Origin of the sequence: Pseudanabaenaceae cyanobacterium SKYG29 (assembly GCA_025055675.1) — a bacterium.
Lineage (GTDB): Bacteria > Cyanobacteriota > Cyanobacteriia > Pseudanabaenales > Pseudanabaenaceae > M5B4.
Genome location: JANWWT010000006.1, coordinates 138,505 through 158,182, shown reverse-complemented (window position 1 = coordinate 158,182; position 19,678 = coordinate 138,505). Strand labels below are relative to the sequence as shown.

Genomic DNA, 19,678 nt, shown 5'->3' with positions numbered 1-19,678 from the left:
GGTGAGAGTCAAAGATGGGTCTGATGTCCTGCATCGCTATTCAAAACCAAAACCCCCTTTAGGAGGTCATCCTCTCCCTTCTCCCAGTGGAAACCCAAACCCTCACAAATTTTCCGCATCGCCGTATTCGTGGGAAGCATGTAGGCTTCAATCTGACTAACCTGCTCAACCCTGGCAATTTCCACTAAGCGTCGTAGGATTTCTGTGCCTAAGCCCTGCCGTTGATACCGATCGGCAACAATCATGGCAAATTCAGCATTATGGGAATTGTGGAAGCGCGTTAACCGCCCTACACCAATAATTAAATGCTTGCCCGTGGCAGGGTCTTTGTAGTCAGCTACCAGTACCATTTCGCGGTCATAGTCAATAAAGCAGATGCGGGTTAACCGATCGTGGGAGATGCGGTACTGCAGGTTGACCATATGGGCATAGCGCATATAGACGCTCTCTTCCGAGAGGAGCTTGTGGAATTCCACCATGAGGGGTTCATCCTCAGGACGGATGGGGCGGATAGTGACATGTAAGCCATTCTTGAGGGTAAAACAACTCATGTAATGACCGGGATAAGGACGGATTGCTAGTTTGGGCGGTTTCCCCTCTCTAAGTACCACGCGGGCATCGAGGGCAATGAGATGATCAGCAGAAGCCAGCAGCGGGTTAATGTCAATTTCCTGAATTTGTGGTTGTTCTACTACCAGTTGACTAAACTGCACCAAAATTTGCGCTAGAGCGTCTATATCCACCGGGCGATTGCCCCTTACCCCCTGGAGAGCATGGTAAATGCGAGTACGTTCCATCATCCGTTTTGCCAAGGTACTGTTAAGAGGCGGTAGCGCTAGTGCTCTGTCCTGATAGACTTCCACCAGTTGTCCCCCTGTGCCAAACAGGATTACTGGACCAAACTGCACATCTACGCTACTGCCCAGAATCAACTCATAGCCCTGGGCACGGAACATGGGTTGCACCGTTACTCCCAAAAATACATCGGGATACTGCTCCTCCCAAGCCCGTACATTCGTTCGAATCAACTGAAAAGCTGCTCGCACTGCGTCGGCATTGGCAAGATTTAACTGTACGCCCCCTACATCGCTCTTGTGCGTGATTACCTCCGATAGCAACTTCAACACCACGGGATAGCCCATCCGATCGGCAATGGCTACCGCTTCTTCCACGGTGAGAGCAATTTCCGTGGGCACGGTGGGAATCCCATAAGCGGTGAGGACTTGCTTAGCTTCGTACTCCGTCAGGATATAGCGATCGTGGCGCAGGGCTTGCTCACAGATTTGTTGCACGAGATGGCGATCGGGGGTGAAGTCATCGGAATCGGGGGGCAGTTGGGGTGTTTCGTAGAGGGCACGCAGATTGCTGCTGTAGCGACACATGTAGTTGAAAATGTGGGCTGCCGTATCCGGGTAATTGAAGGTGGGAATAGCGGCATCATTGAGGGCATGCATAGCAGGGGCTACTCCCTCTCCCCCCATCCAACTGGCAAGAATTGGCTTTTGGCAATGCTGGGCACATTCAATCAATTTGGTCGCTGTCTCCGTCGGTTGGGACATCGCTTGGGGCGTGAGAATCACCAAAATGGCATCGCTGTTGGGGTCAGTAGCGACAACCTCCAGGGCCTGGGCATAGCGATCGGCATCCGCATCCCCCAAAATGTCTACGGGGTTGCCGTGACTCCAGTGGCTAGGCAAAATCTGATCTAGCTTGGCTATGGTTTCTGGGGCTAGTTCTGCCAATCTTCCCCCCCCTTGGATAAAGGCATCGGTGGCGATTACCCCCGGTCCCCCCGCATTGGTGAGGATGGTTAGCCGATTGCCCTTAGGCAGTTTGGGTTGCTTGGAGAGGACTTCCGCCATGTCGAATAGGTCAGAGATGTTATCCACCCGCAACACCCCGCAGCGCCGAAACGCCGCACTCAAAACTTCATCACTCCCCGCCAGTGCCCCTGTATGGGAAGTAGCTGCCTGGGCAGCCGCCTCTGTCCGCCCCGCCTTCAGCACAATGATTGGCTTGGTTAGAGCTACCTCCCTAGCCGCCGAGAGGAAAGAACGGGCATCCCCGATCGATTCCATATACAGCACTATGCTTTTGGTGTTGGGGTCGTCGCCGAGGTAGTAGATTAAATCCCCCCAGCTCACATCCACCATTGCCCCGATGGAAATAAAGGCACTAAAACCAATGTTTTCCTGGAAACTCAAATCGAGGATAGAGGTACACAGCGCCCCACTTTGGGAGATAAATCCTACCGAGCCAGGACGGGCGATCGTGCTAGCAAAAGTAGCATTCAAGCCAATCACGGGATTCATTACCCCTAGGCAGTTGGGACCAATGATGCGCATCTGTCCCGCCTTAGCCAGAATTTGCCGCTCCAACTCCACCCCCTCCGGTCCAACCTCCCGAAATCCTGCTGACACCACTATTGCCCCCTTTACCCCCGCCTGGGCACATTCGGCAATCACACTAGGCACACTGGGAGCAGGGGTAGCAATGACTGCCAGATCAACCCGATCGGGTACTTCTTTGATACTGGGGTAGGCTTTGATCCCCAACACACTGGGGCGTTTAGGATTGATGGGGAAGACTGTCCCGCCAAAAGGCGTGCTGATTAAATTCCATAGGAGCGTCCGTCCCACACTCCCTGGGCGTTCCGTTGCCCCAATTACCGCCACATTCTGGGGACGAAAGATGGCATCGAGGGGGTAGCGCTGTCCTGCACGCCAAATATCATAGACAGATTCCTGGGTAGGAGCGGTGGCTAATACCATAGTAATTACCTCTAGCTAATGGGGGTCAGGGGTTGGTGGTAGAGAGCGCTATCTAAACGACAGCCCTGGAAGGAGAGAACGTATAGCTCCTTGAGGTCGCGAATGAGGGGGTAGCGGGGATTAGCGCCTGTGCACTGGTCGTCAAAGGCCTGTTCTGCCATTTTTTCCACCTGTTCGTAAAACTCCCGCTCCTTATCAGGCAACGCCTCCTTGATGGACAGGGGAATGTCCAGTTGCTGTTTGAGATTGTCGATCGCCTCTACCAACCTCTCCACTTTTTCCTCCTCCGTTCTTCCCCCTAGACCGAGAAAGTCGGCAATTTCCGCATAGCGCTGTTTGGCGTGGGGGTAGGTGTACTGCGGGAAGATGGCTTGTTTGAAGGGAGCATCCGTAGCGTTGTAGCGAATGACATGGGAAATCATCAAGGCGTTAGCTAGACCGTGGGGCAGGTGGAAGGTTGAACCCAGTTTGTGCGCCAGGGAGTGACAAATTCCCAGGAAGGCATTGGCAAAAGCCATCCCCGCGATCGTGGCAGCATAGTGGACTTTTTCACGGGCAAGCGGGTCTTTGGCACCATGTTTGTAGGCGCGGGGCAAATACTCAAACAACAACTTGATTGCCTCCAATGCCAGCCCTTCCGTAAATTCCGTTGCCAGAACAGACACATAGGCTTCCAACGCATGGGTCAGAGCATCAATTCCCCCGTAGGCGGTCAGTTTCTTAGGCATATGCATCACTAATTCGGGGTCAACGATCGCCATCGTTGGTGTCAAGGCATAGTCTGCCAGCGGATACTTAATGCCCGTCTTGTCATCCGTAACTACAGCAAAGGGAGTGACTTCCGAACCCGTCCCCGAAGTGGTAGGAATTGCCACCATAATTGCCTTTTGTCCCAAGGGCGGCAGGACATAGACTCGCTTGCGAATGTCCATAAACCGCATGGCAACCCCAGAAAATTCCACCTCTGGATGTTCGTACATCAGCCACATCACCTTGGCAGCATCCATCGGTGAACCACCCCCAAAAGCAATAATCACGTCCGGCTTAAAGTTGCGGCAGCGATCGAGTCCCTTTTGCACATCACTGAGTTTGGGGTCTGGCTCCACTTCAAAGAAAATCTGAAACTCAATCCCCAGTTCTTCCAGTACCTCCTCCACTTCCTTGAGCATCCCCATGTCAAACAGGGGTTTATCTGTAACAATGAATGCCCTTTGTTTGCCCTTCAATTCCTGCAATGCTACAGGCAAACAACCGTACTTGAAGTAAATTTTGGGAGGTACGCGGAACCACAGCATATTTTCTCGGCGCTCTGTCACCGTTTTGATGTTGAGAAGATGGTGAGGTCCCACATTCTCTGACACAGAATTGCCGCCCCATGTCCCACAACCCAACGTTAATGAGGGGTCGAGCTTGAAGTTATACAAATCCCCGATCGCTCCCTGGGAAGAGGGCGTATTCAACAATACCCGACTGGCAGTGACATGGTGTTCAAAGTAGGCGAGGTCATCTTTATTGGCGGGGTCAGTGTAGAGAACCGCTGTATGCCCCTTACCGCCGAAATTCACTACCTGGGCAGCTACCTCTACCCCCGCATGGAAGTTGGGTACACGATACATCGCCAAAATTGGGGCTAACTTTTCGTAGGAGAAGGGTTCCTGTTCCCCCACCTCTTGCACTTCCCCAATCAGCAACCTTGTCCCCGCTGGCACAGTAAATCCTGCTAATTCCGCGATTTTTTCCACTGATTGCCCCACGATCGCTGGGTTCAACCTGCCTTCCGTCAAAATAATCTGTCGCAGTTTTGCCACCTCTGCCGCCGACAGAATGTGAGCACCCCGCCGTTGGAATTCTGCTTTCACCTGGTCATAGATGGCATCGACTACAATTACTGCCTGTTCCGAGGCACAGATCATGCCATGGTCAAAAGTTTTACTGAGCAGAATAGAGCTGACCGCCATGGGAATATCAGCACTGGCATCGATCAAAGCTGGCGTGTTGCCCGCACCCACCCCCAAGGAAGGATGACCAGAAGAGTAGGCAGCTTTTACCATCGCGGGACCCCCCGTTGCCAGAATTAACTTAATGTCGGGATGTTGCATCAATGCCTGGGACAGGGGGACAGTCGGTTCATCGATCCAGCCAATGATGGGATCAGGGGCACCCGCTGCTACCGCTGCTTCCTTGATGATGCGAGCGGCCTCGATCGTGCACTTCTTTGCCCTGGGGTGAGGAGAAAAGATGATGGCATTGCGAGTTTTGATCGCCAACAGGGCTTTGAAGATCGCGGTGGAAGTGGGGTTAGTGGTAGGGACAATCCCAGCAATGATGCCCACGGGTTCGGCAATCTTTTTGATACCAAAGTGGGGGTCTTCCTCAATTACACCGCAGGTCTTTTCATTTTTGTACTTGTTGTAGACCATCTCTGCGGCAAAGTGATTTTTAATTACCTTGTCTTCCACAATCCCCATGCCTGTCTCCGCCACCGCCATTTTAGCCAGGGGAATGCGCGCCTCGTTAGCTGCCAACGCCGCCTGTTGAAAAATCCGATCGACTTGTTCCTGGGAAAAATTGCCAAACTCCTCTTGGGCAACCTTAACCTTGGCAATCAATTCGTTTAACTCTTGTTCATTTGTCACCAGCATAGCTCCCTCCTCCTTTTGAACTTTCCCTGGTCAAACCGTGAGCATTGGGCAGAACATGACGATCGTTCGTTTAACCACTAGCATAAATGCTTATACCAACAGTAGGGTATTTCCCAGCCCAGACCAACCTAAACTAAGTATTTTTTAACAATTAAAGAATCTTAACAACCAAGCTGTGTCAAAGTGTTGCAGTTAATGTAAATTGTATCTAAATATTTGGCAAGTTTTGGTCAGTGTGGGGGGTAAATTCACTGTTACTCTTCGACAAAGTAATCGCTATCAATCCGTTTGAGAGTGTAAGTTACAGTGGTGGTTACTCCCACATCGTGGTCAATCATCAGCTCTGCCAGGTCTTCTCCATCTATTAGCATGATCTGATTGCTGACTTGCCTGATAAAGTCTTTGGCACTGGCTGTAAACCTGGATGTAGTGATGAAAATACCCTTGGTTGCTTTTTTTGCCTGCAGAGCACCAGCAAACTGGGCGACATCTGCTTTTGTGACGGGGTGGTCTTCCCCATATCGTTTTGCCTGTAGATAAATCACATCTAAGCCGAGTTTATCCTGTTTGATTATGCCATCAATACCGTCATCCCCTGGTTTACCGATCGCTTTACCTGCATCCGCTCTGGAGCCCCCATATCCCAGCTTGACTACCAAATCAACAACAATCTGTTCAAAGAAAGAAGGACTAACCGTTCTGAGTTTGGCAAGGATTTCATTAATCAATTCCTGGCGCAGAAGGCGATAGCTGTTTTCCAAACTTTCTAAAGGTGTTGGATCATCGCTACTGCTTTCTTCTCCATCTTCATTTTCTCGCCTGGACTTCTTGAATTCCAGGAATTCTGGATACTGCTGTAGGGTTTTATTGTCAATCTTACGGGGTTTTGTCGCTAATAGTTCCGCTCCTCTTTGCGTAATACGAAAATATCCCCGCCGTGTCTTCTCTAGCAACCCTGCTTTCTTCAGATAGGTGGCTGCCCAACCTACCCGATTAGCAAAAACTGTCTGCCTGCCACTGGGGAGCATTTCCTGCAGCTCTGCTTTCGTCAGATTAAATTGCTGCGCCAGAAGATCGATCGCTCTACTGTTGGAAATTTCCTCCCCTGCACGCTGGGCTAGTTGCAACAGGGGTAGCATCAGGTCTTGGTAACCAACGATCGGCATTGATAGGCTTGTCTGCAACACCTCCTTAAAAAAATAATTGATAGATGACAAACAGGGCAAGTAGTCTTATCCCCCAGGACATTTAGTTTTGCATTTCTGTCTGGGGGGCAGAGTAGTCAGGGGCAGCAAGACGTACCAGTTGTTCTGCGATCGTTGGCAGTAAACGATGGAGCAAATCCGCCAATTGGGCTTGCCAACCTACCAAAATCTCTGGTGTTTCTCGTTTAATCCCCCGCACAAGGGCACGGGCTACTTCTTCAGCACTGTAGGACTTCACCCAGCGGAAATGTTGTTGGGATTTAACCATATCAGTATCAGTGAGAGAAGGGAGCAGAGCTAAAACTTTGATGTTGTAGGGTTCCAATTCAGCCCGCAGAGCCTGGGTCAAGCCTAGAATAGCAAATTTGGTAGCGGAATAAGTCGCCATTGTCGGTGCGGCTAGTTTTCCCATCAAGCTAGAGACATTCACAATCAATCCCTGTTTTGTTTCATCATCCGTCGGGCTATCAAACGAGTTACGGTCAACAAACCAAGGAAATTGACTCCCACTTCTTCCTGTAGTTTGCGGGGATGGGCATGGCAAAACAATTGTTGATGGGCGATCCCAGCGCAGTTTACCAAAATATCGATCGGTCCGTGATCTCGCCAGGCTTGAGCAACAGCAATACTCACTTGTTCGATGTGTAACAAATCACAGACGATCGGAGTTGCTTGACTGCCAATCTCTTTGATCTCCTCTGCCACTGCCTTGAGGGCTTCGCCATTGCGTGCCCAGATCAGTATCTGCTTTGCTCCTTGGCGGGCAAATTCCAAAGCGATCGCTCTGCCAATCCCGCGAGAAGCACCAGTAATTAGGGCAGTTTTACCAGCAATCTGCATAACATTTCCTCCTTACAGGGATAAGGATGTCTGTACGAACAACAATAATCAAGTAGCTGCAACTGAAAGATAAAAGAAAACGACAGACAAACAACTAAACTCTGCTTCACCGTAACAAGGGGATCACAGAGGTGCATACACCTACAGACAGATTTGTCTTTCCATCGGCAAGAAGACATCGATCGTTTTGCTGCTTGGCAACAGAGAAACCAGTGCTACAATGACTGATGCTGTCTCAGGAGAACCACAGTGCCCAACTACCGCACGGAAACCGATTCCATGGGATCACGCTCTCTTCCTGACTCTGTTTATTACGGTATTCAGACAGTCAGGGCGTTGGAAAATTTTCCCATTAGTGGGATCAAGCCTCTACCTTTATTTGTCGATGCCTGTGTGTATATCAAAAAGGCGGCAGCGCGGGTTAATGGGCAGCTGGGTTGTATCCCAAGTGAACTGGCAGCCACGATCGAGCGGGTCTGTGATGAAATCCTGGGGGGACAGTTGCGGGATCAGTTTGTAGTGGACATCTATCAAGCGGGGGCGGGCACTTCCCATCACATGAACATCAACGAGGTGATTGCTAACCGTGCCTTAGAACTATTGGGGGAAGCCAAGGGCAACTATAAGAGAGTCAGTCCCAATGATCATGTCAACTACGGTCAATCCACCAACGACGTGATCCCCACTGCCATTCGTTTAGGGGCGTTGTTGAGTCTCGATCGGTTTCTCTACCCTGGTCTCGCTGCTTGTATCAGCCAATTGCAACAAAAAGGAGAAGAATTCGCCACAATTGTCAAGGCGGGTCGCACTCACTTACAAGATGCTGTCCCTGTACGCCTAGGAGATGAATTTTCCGCCTACAGTGTGATCCTGGCAAAACATCACGATCGGGTCAAACAAGCCACCACGGATTTACTGGAAATTGGTCTGGGGGGCAGTGCCGCGGGCACAGGGTTGAACAACCATCCCGATTATCCACGTCGTGTGGCAGAAGAGTTGGGACGGTTGACCGGTTATCCCATCCGATCGGCAGATAATTTGATGGCAGCGATGCAGAGTATGTCACCCTTTGTCAGCCTAGCGGGAGCGTTACGCAACCTGGCGCAGGATGTCAGTAAGATTGCTAATGATCTCCGTTTGATGGACTCTGGACCGAAAACAGGCTTGAAAGAGATTCAGTTGCCACCCGTACAGCCTGGTTCTTCCATTATGCCAGGAAAATACAATCCCGTTATCGCAGAGATGACAAACATGGTCTGTTTTCAGGTGATGGGCTTAGATACAGCTATTCTCCTGGCAGCCCAGGCAGGGCAGTTGGAATTAAACGTGATGATGCCCTTGATTGCCTATGATTTGTTACACATGATTCAAATTCTGGGGAATTGTTTGCAAGTGTTAGCCGATCGGTGCATAGCGGGGATCGAAGCCAACCCCCAACGATGTTTAGAGTACGCTGAGGGTACTCTTTCCCTTGTTACTGCTCTTAATCCCTATCTGGGTTATTTACAATGTGCCTCCCTCGCCAAAGAATCCTTACAAACAGGGAAATCTTTTCGTCAATTAATTTTAGAAAAACAACTACTGCCCGCTGAACAACTAGAACAGGTTTTAGACTTACTCAAGATGAGTCGTCCCCACGATTAAACCCGCTGTAAAATAAAGATATTCCCTTCATTGCCCCTGGTGATGCGCAAGTCATCGTCGATGTAGGTGACATCTACCCAGGAATTACCACGGCGAGTAATTGGCGTATCCAATGCCACTAACCTAGTCCCAGACTGCAGTTGCTCTATAAACCGATCGACATTCTGATAACCAAGTAATGTCTGCAAACCAACGATCGAGCGAGTGAACTGCACGCCAATTCTCTTTTCCGACAAGATGGTAAAATCAGCTACAACACTGACTATACTGTCAAACAACGGTAGGCTTCTGATCTCGGCAACATTGTAAACCTGCTGGCGATCGGTATCAATGTATTGATAAACACCCCCCAAACTACTCAGGGGCAAACGACCAAAGACTAAAAGCGATCGACTGGTGGTAAATAACATCCGCCAATTCCCCTGTAACAGCTGAGGATCAGAAGTAGGTGTAGGGTTGGGATTCTCCTTTTCCAACGCAGAAACGATCGATAATACTTGCTCCAGTGCATTGGTGCTGACTTTCAAACCCCGATCGAGGGGAACCAGTAGGTTGAGTAGCTCAGTCTTTTTACTCATTTACTCATCTATGACATCCCTATATCCTAGTTGACGAAGAATCTCTTCTAAACGTCTTGCTCTTCTGGTTGCCGCATCTGCCTGCGCTTTGTATTGCTCAAGAGCTAACTGTAGTTCTTCCATTGTCAGTAATTTCTGGTTGTTGTCCAATCTGTAGAAGTGCACGAAATGACCCTCTACCACCAGGCGCAGTTGCAAGACTGTGCTGATGTTGTCCACGATCGGCTGATAGGCTCCCCCTTGATTTAACCGATACCCTTGTAACTGTTGGGGAATCCACTCACCGTAAGGGTCAAACAACCAATACTCATCTATGCCCACCTCACTATATATCTCCCTCTTGATGCCCCAATCCCGCTGTATCGTACTTTCTGAGGTGACTTCCAACACCAGCGATGGTTTGTTCCCTTCCCATAGTTTGTAGTTGGGATACTCTTTTTCAGGAATACCGAAAACAACCATGATGTCTGGTGTTACCCGCGTATCAGGATTGCCTTTAACTGGATAGAAAAACTGATGGGAGAAGACAATTGCTCTACCTTTGAGATAAAGAGACAGCACAGACAAGATGTGCACAATAGCGAGTAGATGTTCTCGTGTTTCCGCCAATGACTCCTCGTCCTCACAAGGGTAAAAAATTTCCGCTTCTGTTATTGTAGGATGCATAAACAATTAAGAGTAGCTATCACTGTTCAATTGTGCCATAGTTTAATCAGTCAATGGGAGCATCCTAGAACTATTATTGCTGTTCTGTACTGGGAATCGCAGGTTGCACTTGTCTATTTTCCCACCAGTCCAGGAATATGGCATTGACTAAATTACCTTGCAAATTCAAAATAGTGTGGAAACTATCCATCAATCGATCGACTCCTGCTAACAGAGCTACTCCTTCCAATGGCAATCCCGCAGCACTAAAAATAGTAGTCATCATAACAATCCCTGCCCCTGGCACACCCGCAGTACTGAAAGATACTAAAAGAGTACTTAGAGCAACACTGACTAGGAGAGTAGTATCGACAGGAATTTGATAGAGCTGAGCAATAAACAGAGCGTTGACTATCTGACCAACTGCCATACCATCCCGTTTGAGGGCTGTGCCCAAAGGAATAGCAAAATTAGCAATTTCGGGGGGGAGATTAAAGTTTGCAGCATCGTTAAGAGCGATGGGTAAAGCAGCATTAGAGCTGGCAGTGGCAAAGGCAAGAGACAGGCTAGGGAAGAATTTTTGCAGGAAAGAAATCGGTGGACGTTGAATCAAGAACAGGACAACTAAGTAGAAGCTAAACATAGACCCAATTGCCAGTACCACCACTGCCATATAGCTAAATAACTGTAATAGAATATGGACACCCTGGTTAGCAATAATGGAACCAATCAGGCCAAATACACCCAAGGGAGCAAGGTACAAAATAACGGCAAGAATGTTTTCGCTAATGGCATAGATACTTTCTACTAGGGCAACAAAACTATTAGCCTTTCCTCCGCTTTTCTGAATCCCGATCGCTACTAGTCCCCCACAGATGATCACCTGCAATAAGTTACTTTCACTGAGGGCTTGGAAGGGATTTGTAGGCACTAGACTAATCAGCCAGTCTAGTAAATTGGTACTAGCAGTAGCAGTGGCAGTTTCTTCCCCCTGTAAGCCCACTACACCTGTGCCAGGATGGGTAACAAGTACAATCACTAATCCCAAACTGATAGCAATAACACTGCTTGCCAGATAGCTAGAAAATAACTTGATTAAATAGCGACCTACCTGCTGGGCATCCTTAATACGAGTGAGACCAATCAAAAGAGAGCAGAAAACGATCGGGACAACAACAAACTGAATCAGTCTCAGAAATATTTGTCCCAGGGGAGTCAGTAAGTAATGATCGAGGGGATATATCCACAGAGGGAAAAACTCATGCACTGCCCCGCCGAATACAATCCCTGCCACCAGAGATACCAAAATTAAAATAGATAAATCCAATGCTGACCTACACCGCCACAACCAGATTATAAGCTATAGTACATCCCTGGGCAGAAGCGTATCGATCTTTACCATTGGGTCGGTGGGATAGCAGCTCGCGGAGAAATACAGGTGAGTGTTAGGTTTATCCGTAGTTTTACTCAGATTGAATCTAGGGAGGGCTTTTCTCCTGTTGGCGCTCTTCCCCAGTTGATAAACGAGGTATGGCAGTCTTGTTGACAGAGAATTGGAACTTTGAGACGAGTTCTAAACTGACTGTTGCGGTGAGAAGTAACTAACTATATATTGAAGACTATATCATAGTCAAAATCCGTCGCAAGATGTGGCTAGTGGAAGTCTGTATTTCGATCGGTATTATTACTATTTTACCGCCTGTGGCTGCTACAGTGGGGGCTTCGGGAAGGGTATCAGGAGTGTAGTCACCGCCTTTGACATAAATATCGGGGCGGAGGGCAGTAATCAACCGATCGGCAGTCAGTTCCTCAAAAATTACCACTGCATCGACGGCTTTCAACCCTAGTAGGACTTCTGCCCGTTGTGCTTGGGGTACGATCGGTCTAGTATTTCCTTTTAGTTGTCTGACAGAATGATCACTGTTGAGACCAACAACTAGAGCGCGACCTAGGGCACGGGCTTGGGTGAGATAGCGTACATGACCAGCGTGTAGAATATCAAAACAGCCATTGGTCAATACTAATGGTCGCCATCTGTCGGGGTGGTTGTTGATGTCTTGTTGTAAAGCCTCAATCACGACCGGGTACTCACTGCTAATTCCACCAGCACCGAAGGGGTATAGAGATTGCCCTGCCATTCCCGATCGTTCCCTAGAATGACATTCTGTAAAACAGAATAAACATTGCCTGCTATCATCGTATCCTTGACTCTACCTACTATTTCTCCTTTGTCGATGCGATAGCCTAAGTCCACGTTAACAGAAAAATCCCCACTGATGCCTGCACCGCCTCCTAACACCTGGTCGACTAATAGACCACAGTCGATTGTGCTCACTAACTCCTGTAAACTTTTTTCTCCCGCTGCCACAATCACGTTGAACAATCCCGGTGTAGGGGGAGAACCCAAAGCTCGATAACCGTTGCCCCTGGGGATGAGCTGTAGCTGCGCCGCGAGTTTCCGATCGGTGTAAAAATCCTGCAAGACCCCACGGTCAATCCAGGTAAAAGTTTGGGTGGGTGTCCCCTCATCATCAAAGGGCAAGTAAAACTGATCAAACTGGGGTAACTGCTGCCAAGTGATTGCCGGAGAAACAACCTGACTGCCCCGCTTTTCTAACCAAGGTGTAGATTGTTGTTCCACCTGTTTGGCGCTCATTGCCAGGGATACCACCGACCAGAGTAATTCCGCAACCTTGGGTGTCAAAATCACAGGTACATTTCCCTGGGGAGCTGCTACATTCTGTTCCGCCCATTTGATGTATTGCCCTAACCGATCGACTAAATCATTAAAGGCAAACAGCTTGACCCCCGAGCGGGCAACATAGACCTGTAAAAAGTCATCCCCCCGCACCAACTCCCCACTGAGAAAGGCTTCCACACTGGTATCAGTGAAACTAATATCCAAGCCCTGACTGTTCAGTAGGCGCATTGTCACCGTGCTACATTCCCACTGCCCACTGCAGATCACTTCAGGATGGAGGGCACGCACCTGGGCAATCGCCGTTTTTCCCTGCTCTATCAACGGTTCCGTGGTAACAGGTTCCCCCCAAGTCGCTAGATAATCCCCCTCGTAGGCAGAGTTGAGACAGACTTCCTCAGGGGCATTGAGGTCACTAAGAGCAAAGGCACGATCGACCAAATCCTGGGGATCATAGACCCCGTAAGCCACCGCTAAGCCCGGTTTTCCCTGCCGCCATAGGCGTAACGCTACCCCCGTGGCATCGATAAATTCTAGCTGCTTTAACTGATTTGCCTCAAAATAAACAGGCGCGCTGTGCGAGTCATAGCAATAAACCTCCGCCGCTTGCGCACCACCCTTAAGAGCATATTCCAGGAGTTGAGAGGGGGACATACCAACGCCATAAACTATCTGCTGTAGATTAGCATATCCCCCTGCTGACTACTAACTGCCCAAAACCGCACTACCCAGTTTCTGTAACTGTTGCACCAAGAGGCTCAAAAATAACCCCACATCCGTCACCACACCCACCGACTCCAGGGAGCCGCGGTCAGCCAATTTAGTGACTACGGCAGGATTGATGTCTACGCAGACCAGTTTTACTCCCGCCGGTGTCATGTTACCTACGCCGATGGAGTGGAGCATAGAGGAGAGCATGAGGATTAAATCCGCGCCCTGGATTAGTTCGCTGTAGTGTTTTTGGGCTTTGATCAAGTCCATCTCCGTATCCGGTAGGGGACCGTCATCGCGAATGGAACCAGCTAAGGAGAAAGGCACATTATTTTTGATGCACTCGTACATAATGCCGGAAGTGAGAATGCCTGCCTCTACTGCTTGTCTGATGCCCCCATAGCGGCGAATAAGATTGATGACCTTGAGGTGATGGCGGTGACCACCACTGACGCTGACTCCCCGTTGCAAATCAACCCCTAGGGAAGTTCCCATAATCGCTTGTTCCATATCATGAACAGCAATGGCATTGCCGCCCAAGAGGGCATGGACAAACCCCTCCCGAATTAAATACGCCAAGTGGGGAGCACCGCCGGTATGCACAACCACTGGTCCCGCTGTAACCACCGTTTTACCGCCCCGATCGCGAATTTGCCGCAACTCCCAGGCAATTTGTTCCACTACCAACTCTACTCGGCGTTCACTGGAGACCCCCGACCCCATGAAGGAAAACTCTCTGCTGGCTTTCTCCCGCACCTCCGGGCGATGGGCAGTGCGAATTCCGTCTACCCCAACAACCACTAAATCCCCCACTTGCAGGTCTCTAATCAACTTACACACTGCTGTTTTTGCTTGCGGATCAACTACTACACAGGCATCCATCCGCTGGCGGGTTGCCCTAATCCACTCACCCTTAACTTTTACTTCCGTAGGGTAGATCGTCGTGACGTAGAAATCATCAGGTGCCACTCCCGCTTGATCAACAGCCACTAAATGGGCATCCCGATCGGTCTCCGTTGGCAGAATCGCGCCAATTTCAATCAACTGGTTGAGGATAGTTTTGAGGATTTCCCCGTCTGGGGCGGAGACACGGATTTTTGCTTCTGAAGTACTTTGCTTTTGCACCCCTAACTTAAATTCCAGGACTTGAAAACTACCCCCAGCATCTACTACTAAATCCAAGGCTCGATTGATCAATCCCGTATCCAACAAATGACCCTGCATTTGAATCACAGTCGATTCCACATGGCTGACTTCCTGGGGGGCAGGCATAACTGGCTCTGTAATTCTGAGGGTCAAACACTTAGCAGCTCCCCCTGCTTTCAAAAATTCTGTCAGTGGTGTTTCAACAACTGTAAATCCCTCTGCCGCTAAGCGTTGTTTGAGACTGTCACTAGCCTTGTTGAGAATAATAGTTTGCCCAACATTGACAGCATTGCAAGCAAAATTGACTGCATCCGGCTCACTAATAGCAATCCGTTTACTGGCGGGTACGCGCATTTCAATCAAGCGGTTAGAGTAAGTGTCAAAGGCATCGGGATAGTAGAGGAGATAGCCCCCCGTCAACGGACAGAAACAAGTGTCTAAGTGGTAAAAGCGACTATCTACCAGATGCAGAGACAACACCTCAATATCTAACCACTGGGCAATTAGAGGATGGGAGTCCAACTCCGAGCGAAATCCATAGCCAGCCCAAAGCCAGCGCCCCTCCCGATCGAGTAAGGCATCCCCTGCACCCTCAAAGGGCAAATCCTGGGGCAATTCAAAGGTCTCAAATCCCTGGGCGACAAACCACTCCTTAAAATAGGGTTCCTCTCCCTGCCTTTCTTTGTGGAAAAAGCGACTAACTACTACCTTATTCCCTAACACCAACCCCGCATTTGCTGTAAACACCATATCCGGTAAACCCGGCCGGGGCGCAACCAAATCGATCGTGGCTAACTCCTTGAGAATTTCATATAGTGCTTGCCATTGCTCCTTAGCCTTGGTTTGATTCGATCGGTGGATATTGCCTTCCATCCAGGGGTTAATCACATAGTCCACGTCGTAGAATTCAGGAGCACACATCAAGTAGCGGATCGTCATAGAATCTCTATCTTTAGTCATAGTGTTAGGTATAGCATAATCTCTGACCCTGGAGGGATAATGTTCACTGCGATATATTTTGAACTTCCCATTCCTGGGTCTCAGGTAAGCGTCCTAGAATTTCCGTTTCCACCCTTCTCTCCGTCCCTAGTAAATGGGGTACTTCCCTTGGGAGTTTTGCACAAAGGCTGCTTCAGGGGAGTGAACGATGTCTGACTTAATCTATATTTTCTTCCACAAAACGTAATAGATGCTCTCGCTTAACGAGTAGGCAAGATGTGGGAGTTGCAAAAGCAATCCAGTCAGAGTGACCATTGTAGAGCCATCCCCCTTACATCCCTCAATTCAATTCATGCATATTTATCCTGGGTTTCTTTACCAGTTCGCTTAATCTTCTTCATAGCTTTGACTTGTAACAGCTCCCCTTTTTCTAGTAGATAATCCCAATGTTAATTGATATCCTACTCTTTCTTAGAGGGGAAAACACTATAGCTCTACTGCTGAGCAACTTGGCAGAAAAGTTCTACTGCTGCAATACCCTGTGCAACATTTTTCCCTGTCCTGTCACACTTTTTTTCTATGGATCGATAGTACATATTAGTTTTTCCTGCTGTTTTATTGGAGCTTGACTCTAATATTTTACCGACAGTATATAGAAGCGAAAATCTTTGGGGTTGGGGTACTCTCTTCGGGAAATTTTTAACCTTAACTTAAACTTTATTGCCTATAATAGAACTCAAGCTTGTCCTGCAACCCATAAGTGCCACAATGACAACCGAAGGTACCTTGCTAAGGCAGAGGTATGAAATCCAAGGTTTGCTGGGAGAGGGAGGGTTTGGTAAAACCTACGAGGGTCTCGATCGTGCTACAAACAGCCCCGTAGCCATCAAAACTATCTCCTTTGCTCAGATGCAAGACTGGAAAGCTCTGGATTTCTTTCAGCGGGAAGTAGAAGCTTTAAGCAAGTTAGACCACCCTGGCATCCCCAAATATATTGACTCTTTTTATGAAGATACGGAAACCGATCGGGTCTTTTACTTGGTGCGGGAGTTGGCAGTAGGGGAATCCTTGGAGAAATTAATCAAACGAGGCTGGCGGGCAACAGAGGCAGAAATTAGACACATTATCAGAGAACTACTAAAAATAATGATTTATCTGCACGAACTAAACCCTCCTGTTATCCACCGAGACATCAAACCTTCTAACATTATTTATCAGCCTGACAGCAGGAAAGTATTTTTAATTGATTTCGGCTCCGTGTTTCAGGCAACGGCTAGTGGTATCGGCACATTTGTTGGTACATACGGCTATATTGCTCCCGAACAGATGCGGGGGGAAGTCAGTCCCCAGTCCGATATTTACAGTGTGGCTATGACCCTAGCTTTCCTACTGACAGGTAGAGAACCCAGCGAACTACCACGCAAAGAATTAAAATTGGATTTACGATCGTCACGGGTCAACGCTTCTCCTCAGTTACTAGAGTGGCTCGATCGGGCAAACGAACCCATCCCTGAAGATAGATTTGCTTCTGCCAGGGTTGCCCTATATGACTTGAGAAGCAGGCTATCTAAATTACTGCCTAGTGACCTAGCTGTACCCGCAGGTTCCAGTATAAAAGTAAAGCATGAGAACAATCGGTTGGAAATCTCCCTACCATATCTATTCATACCGACAAAAAATTTAATAAATCTCGTTTTATATTTTACTTTAGTTTTTCCCCTCTACCTCACAGTCTGTGGGTTAGTATACCTTATTCTGTTATTTATTCTGTTATTTATTACTCTACTCTTTATTGTAGATGGTTTGTATAGTTTGATTAACATTTTTTGGACTATTTTGACTGATGCCAAGAATCTATGGGCAGAGCTACGGGCACTAGTTCAAGCTATACCTAAACCAATTAAGTTAGTCCTGCAGGATAGGTTGAAGACCATACGAGCGAATGCTCAGAGAGGTTTCAGAACTATCATAATTGACAATGGTTACCTAGAAATAAAAAGTAATTCTAAATCAACTATTGTTCGCGGTAAATTGAAGACATTCTCTCTATCGAAGGAGACTGCTGAGCACCCCCTTGACTACTACTCTGTCAGCATATCCAGTCAGAACGGTGAAGTATTGAGCATATCCAGGAAGTTAGATCGAGATGGGTCTGTGCATTTCCAATCACTACGCGGAACTATATTTCTAAGCCCTCCTGAGTTACACTTTATTTACAGTACACTATCTCGTTTCCTAGTTACTAAACACATTGTAGTTGACAAACTATGGACACAGTTTTAGCAGAGCAACTAGCCACAAAACACTATCAAATTATCACCGAGCTAGGCAGAGGTACTACTGGCACAACGTACCGGGGTCAAAACCAAGATCAAGATACTGATGTTGCCATCAAGGTAGTTTCATTACGAGGGGTTAGAGATTGGAAAGTTATAGAATTATTTGAGCGGGAAGCTAAAGTCCTAGCATCTCTTGATCACCCCCACATACCCAAGTATGTTGACTACTTCACGATCGATACAGATACAGACATTTATTTCTGTCTGGTGCAGCAGCTAGCTAGTGGTAAGTCTCTAGATAAATTTTATGATGAGGGTTGGCAGCCTGAAGAGGAAGAAATTACAGAAATCGCCAAGCAAGTGATGGAAGCTTTGGTTTATTTACACAGTCTCAGTCCCCCTGTAATTCATCGAGATATAAAGCCGCAAAATATTATCTATGACCCAGAACATGGGCGAGCATTCCTCATAGACTTTGGTTCAGTGCAGGATGTGTATCGCAATACATTTAGTTATGGGCTAACTCTGGTAGGGACTCTAGGTTTTACTGCACCAGAACAGTACCTTGGACAGGTGAGCTTTGCTAGTGATCTTTACAGTTTGGCAGCTACACTTGTGTATTTAATAACAGGAATTAACCCAGCAGACCTACCCCAGAAACGCATGGTGGTGGACTGGCGTAGATTGGCTAAGGTGAACATTTCTCCTAAGTTGGGGCAGTGGTTGGACGAACTATTACAGCCTATCCCTGAACACAGACCAGTGAGTACAAAGCGAGCTTTTACCAGTCTAACAGGTACTAACCTACCAGAAATAACCGAACCTGAAGTTGCCGTAACCAATGACCAAAAATCGAAAGCGTGCAGAGTTGAGAAAAGAATAAATACTACTCTTAAGGCAAGGTTTGCTCAGATAAAAGAAATAGAAGTATACACTAATACAAAATCAGGGGAACTGGAAATTATAGCAAAGGGAACTGCGGAACGTAGCTCCTTCCTTCCCCCGCCAACATCAATAGGTGATATTTTTGTATCTGTAGTTTTAAGTGTGATAGTCGGATTTTATGTAGTCCAGGGTTTCTTTGTCTTCCTTCTGGGGTTTACACCATTCATTGATTTTGTGTACTATTTGTTACCTGTGTATCTTGTATATCGGGTCTGGCTATTTCTTATTAACCTCTTCTACTTTGGTTCAGAAAAACTAAAGAAGATAGATACACTATATCTCAGCCTAGAGGGTACACATCTAAAATTGTTTTATCCAATACACTCTAGTTTTCTCTGGTTAGTATTTTTCGAGTCTCAGCGGAAACAGTTTACTGTAGATGTCAGCAAAGTTAGTGCTATATTCCCCTGTCGACCAACAGTTAAAGGTGATAGACGTCACCCCAAACTAAAATATGGACTGCGGGCTTATGAGGGTGCAAAAGTGGTTGATTTGTTCGATAATCACTCCGGTATGACTAAGGAGCTAGCCCACCTAGTAGCAGAGGAAGTAAATTCTTTCTTGGGGTTAGAATATGAATAACAATAACTAAGCTTCAATTCATCGGTAACTAACCATCAACTTGGCTCAATCAT

Annotated in this window: 12 protein-coding genes and 1 pseudogene; 3 read left to right on the top strand and 10 right to left on the bottom strand. The window is 47.8% G+C overall.

From position 1 onward, the window contains the following. Positions 1–8: 8 nt before the first annotated feature. From NZM01_10835 to NZM01_10820, 4 genes and pseudogenes are all read right to left on the bottom strand, one after another. Entirely contained in the window at positions 9–2,771 is a 2,763-nt protein-coding gene (locus NZM01_10835; protein ID MCS6960528.1) for a bifunctional acetate--CoA ligase family protein/GNAT family N-acetyltransferase, read from the bottom strand. A gap of 11 nt (positions 2,772–2,782) precedes the next feature. Next, positions 2,783–5,413 carry a bifunctional acetaldehyde-CoA/alcohol dehydrogenase gene (gene adhE / locus NZM01_10830; protein ID MCS6960527.1) on the bottom strand — a complete coding sequence of 877 codons (2,631 nt, stop codon included), beginning with the start codon at positions 5,411–5,413 and terminating at the stop codon, positions 2,783–2,785. Positions 5,414–5,667: 254 nt separating this feature from the next. Beyond that, the gene (locus tag NZM01_10825; protein ID MCS6960526.1) at positions 5,668–6,597 is read right to left on the bottom strand and encodes a restriction endonuclease; all 930 of its coding nucleotides are present in this window, start codon (positions 6,595–6,597) and stop codon (positions 5,668–5,670) included. A 64-nt stretch (positions 6,598–6,661) separates the two neighbouring features. Next, a pseudogene (locus NZM01_10820) lies at positions 6,662–7,458 on the bottom strand (SDR family NAD(P)-dependent oxidoreductase). A gap of 249 nt (positions 7,459–7,707) precedes the next feature. On the opposite strand from NZM01_10820, the gene NZM01_10815 reads away from it, so the two are divergent. Further along, on the top strand, positions 7,708–9,102 hold the full coding sequence (locus NZM01_10815; protein MCS6960525.1) for an aspartate ammonia-lyase: 1,395 nt from the start codon (positions 7,708–7,710) through the stop codon (positions 9,100–9,102). Here the strand turns inward: NZM01_10815 and NZM01_10810 are convergent. The 6 genes from NZM01_10810 to NZM01_10785 all read right to left on the bottom strand — a co-directional run bounded on the left by NZM01_10810 (position 9,099) and on the right by NZM01_10785 (position 15,819). Further along, the gene (locus NZM01_10810) at positions 9,099–9,680 is read right to left on the bottom strand and encodes a PAP/fibrillin family protein (GenBank protein ID MCS6960524.1); all 582 of its coding nucleotides are present in this window, start codon (positions 9,678–9,680) and stop codon (positions 9,099–9,101) included. The genes NZM01_10815 and NZM01_10810 overlap by 4 nt on opposite strands. Then, complete coding sequence (locus tag NZM01_10805; protein ID MCS6960523.1) at positions 9,681–10,346, bottom strand: Uma2 family endonuclease; 666 nt, start codon at positions 10,344–10,346, stop codon at positions 9,681–9,683. Positions 10,347–10,419: 73 nt separating this feature from the next. Next, positions 10,420–11,652 (bottom strand): dicarboxylate/amino acid:cation symporter, encoded by a 1,233-nt coding sequence (locus NZM01_10800; protein MCS6960522.1) that lies wholly within the window; start codon positions 11,650–11,652, stop codon positions 10,420–10,422. Between the two features lie 292 nt (positions 11,653–11,944). Continuing rightward, a complete protein-coding gene (gene rfaE2 / locus NZM01_10795) occupies positions 11,945–12,403 on the bottom strand; it encodes a D-glycero-beta-D-manno-heptose 1-phosphate adenylyltransferase (GenBank protein ID MCS6960521.1) in 459 nt (152 codons plus the stop codon). After that, the gene (locus tag NZM01_10790) at positions 12,400–13,677 is read right to left on the bottom strand and encodes a TldD/PmbA family protein (GenBank protein ID MCS6960520.1); all 1,278 of its coding nucleotides are present in this window, start codon (positions 13,675–13,677) and stop codon (positions 12,400–12,402) included. Before NZM01_10790 ends, rfaE2 begins: the two co-directional genes overlap by 4 nt. Positions 13,678–13,728: 51 nt before the next feature. Beyond that, complete coding sequence (locus tag NZM01_10785) at positions 13,729–15,819, bottom strand: TIGR00300 family protein (GenBank protein ID MCS6960519.1); 2,091 nt, start codon at positions 15,817–15,819, stop codon at positions 13,729–13,731. Positions 15,820–16,587: 768 nt separating this feature from the next. On the opposite strand from NZM01_10785, the gene NZM01_10780 reads away from it, so the two are divergent. Further along, positions 16,588–18,102: a serine/threonine protein kinase gene (locus tag NZM01_10780; protein MCS6960518.1), complete on the top strand. Its 1,515-nt coding sequence runs from the start codon at positions 16,588–16,590 to the stop codon at positions 18,100–18,102. Next, positions 18,087–19,625 carry a serine/threonine protein kinase gene (locus tag NZM01_10775; protein ID MCS6960517.1) on the top strand — a complete coding sequence of 513 codons (1,539 nt, stop codon included), beginning with the start codon at positions 18,087–18,089 and terminating at the stop codon, positions 19,623–19,625. The genes NZM01_10780 and NZM01_10775 overlap by 16 nt, the downstream gene beginning before the upstream one ends. The last annotated feature ends 53 nt before the right edge of the window (positions 19,626–19,678 follow it).

What these genes read in the sequence shown, in the direction of transcription:
- NZM01_10835 (MCS6960528.1), bottom strand. Translation starts at nt 2,771, where the DNA reads ATGGTATTAGCCACCGCTCCTACCCAGGAATCTGTCTATGATATTTGG.
- adhE (MCS6960527.1), bottom strand. Translation starts at nt 5,413, where the DNA reads ATGCTGGTGACAAATGAACAAGAGTTAAACGAATTGATTGCCAAGGTT.
- NZM01_10810 (MCS6960524.1), bottom strand. Translation starts at nt 9,680, where the DNA reads ATGAGTAAAAAGACTGAGCTACTCAACCTACTGGTTCCCCTCGATCGG.
- NZM01_10805 (MCS6960523.1), bottom strand. Translation starts at nt 10,346, where the DNA reads ATGCATCCTACAATAACAGAAGCGGAAATTTTTTACCCTTGTGAGGAC.
- NZM01_10790 (MCS6960520.1), bottom strand. Translation starts at nt 13,677, where the DNA reads ATGTCCCCCTCTCAACTCCTGGAATATGCTCTTAAGGGTGGTGCGCAA.
- NZM01_10785 (MCS6960519.1), bottom strand. Translation starts at nt 15,819, where the DNA reads ATGACGATCCGCTACTTGATGTGTGCTCCTGAATTCTACGACGTGGAC.
- NZM01_10780 (MCS6960518.1), top strand. Translation starts at nt 16,588, where the DNA reads ATGACAACCGAAGGTACCTTGCTAAGGCAGAGGTATGAAATCCAAGGT.
- NZM01_10775 (MCS6960517.1), top strand. Translation starts at nt 18,087, where the DNA reads ATGGACACAGTTTTAGCAGAGCAACTAGCCACAAAACACTATCAAATT.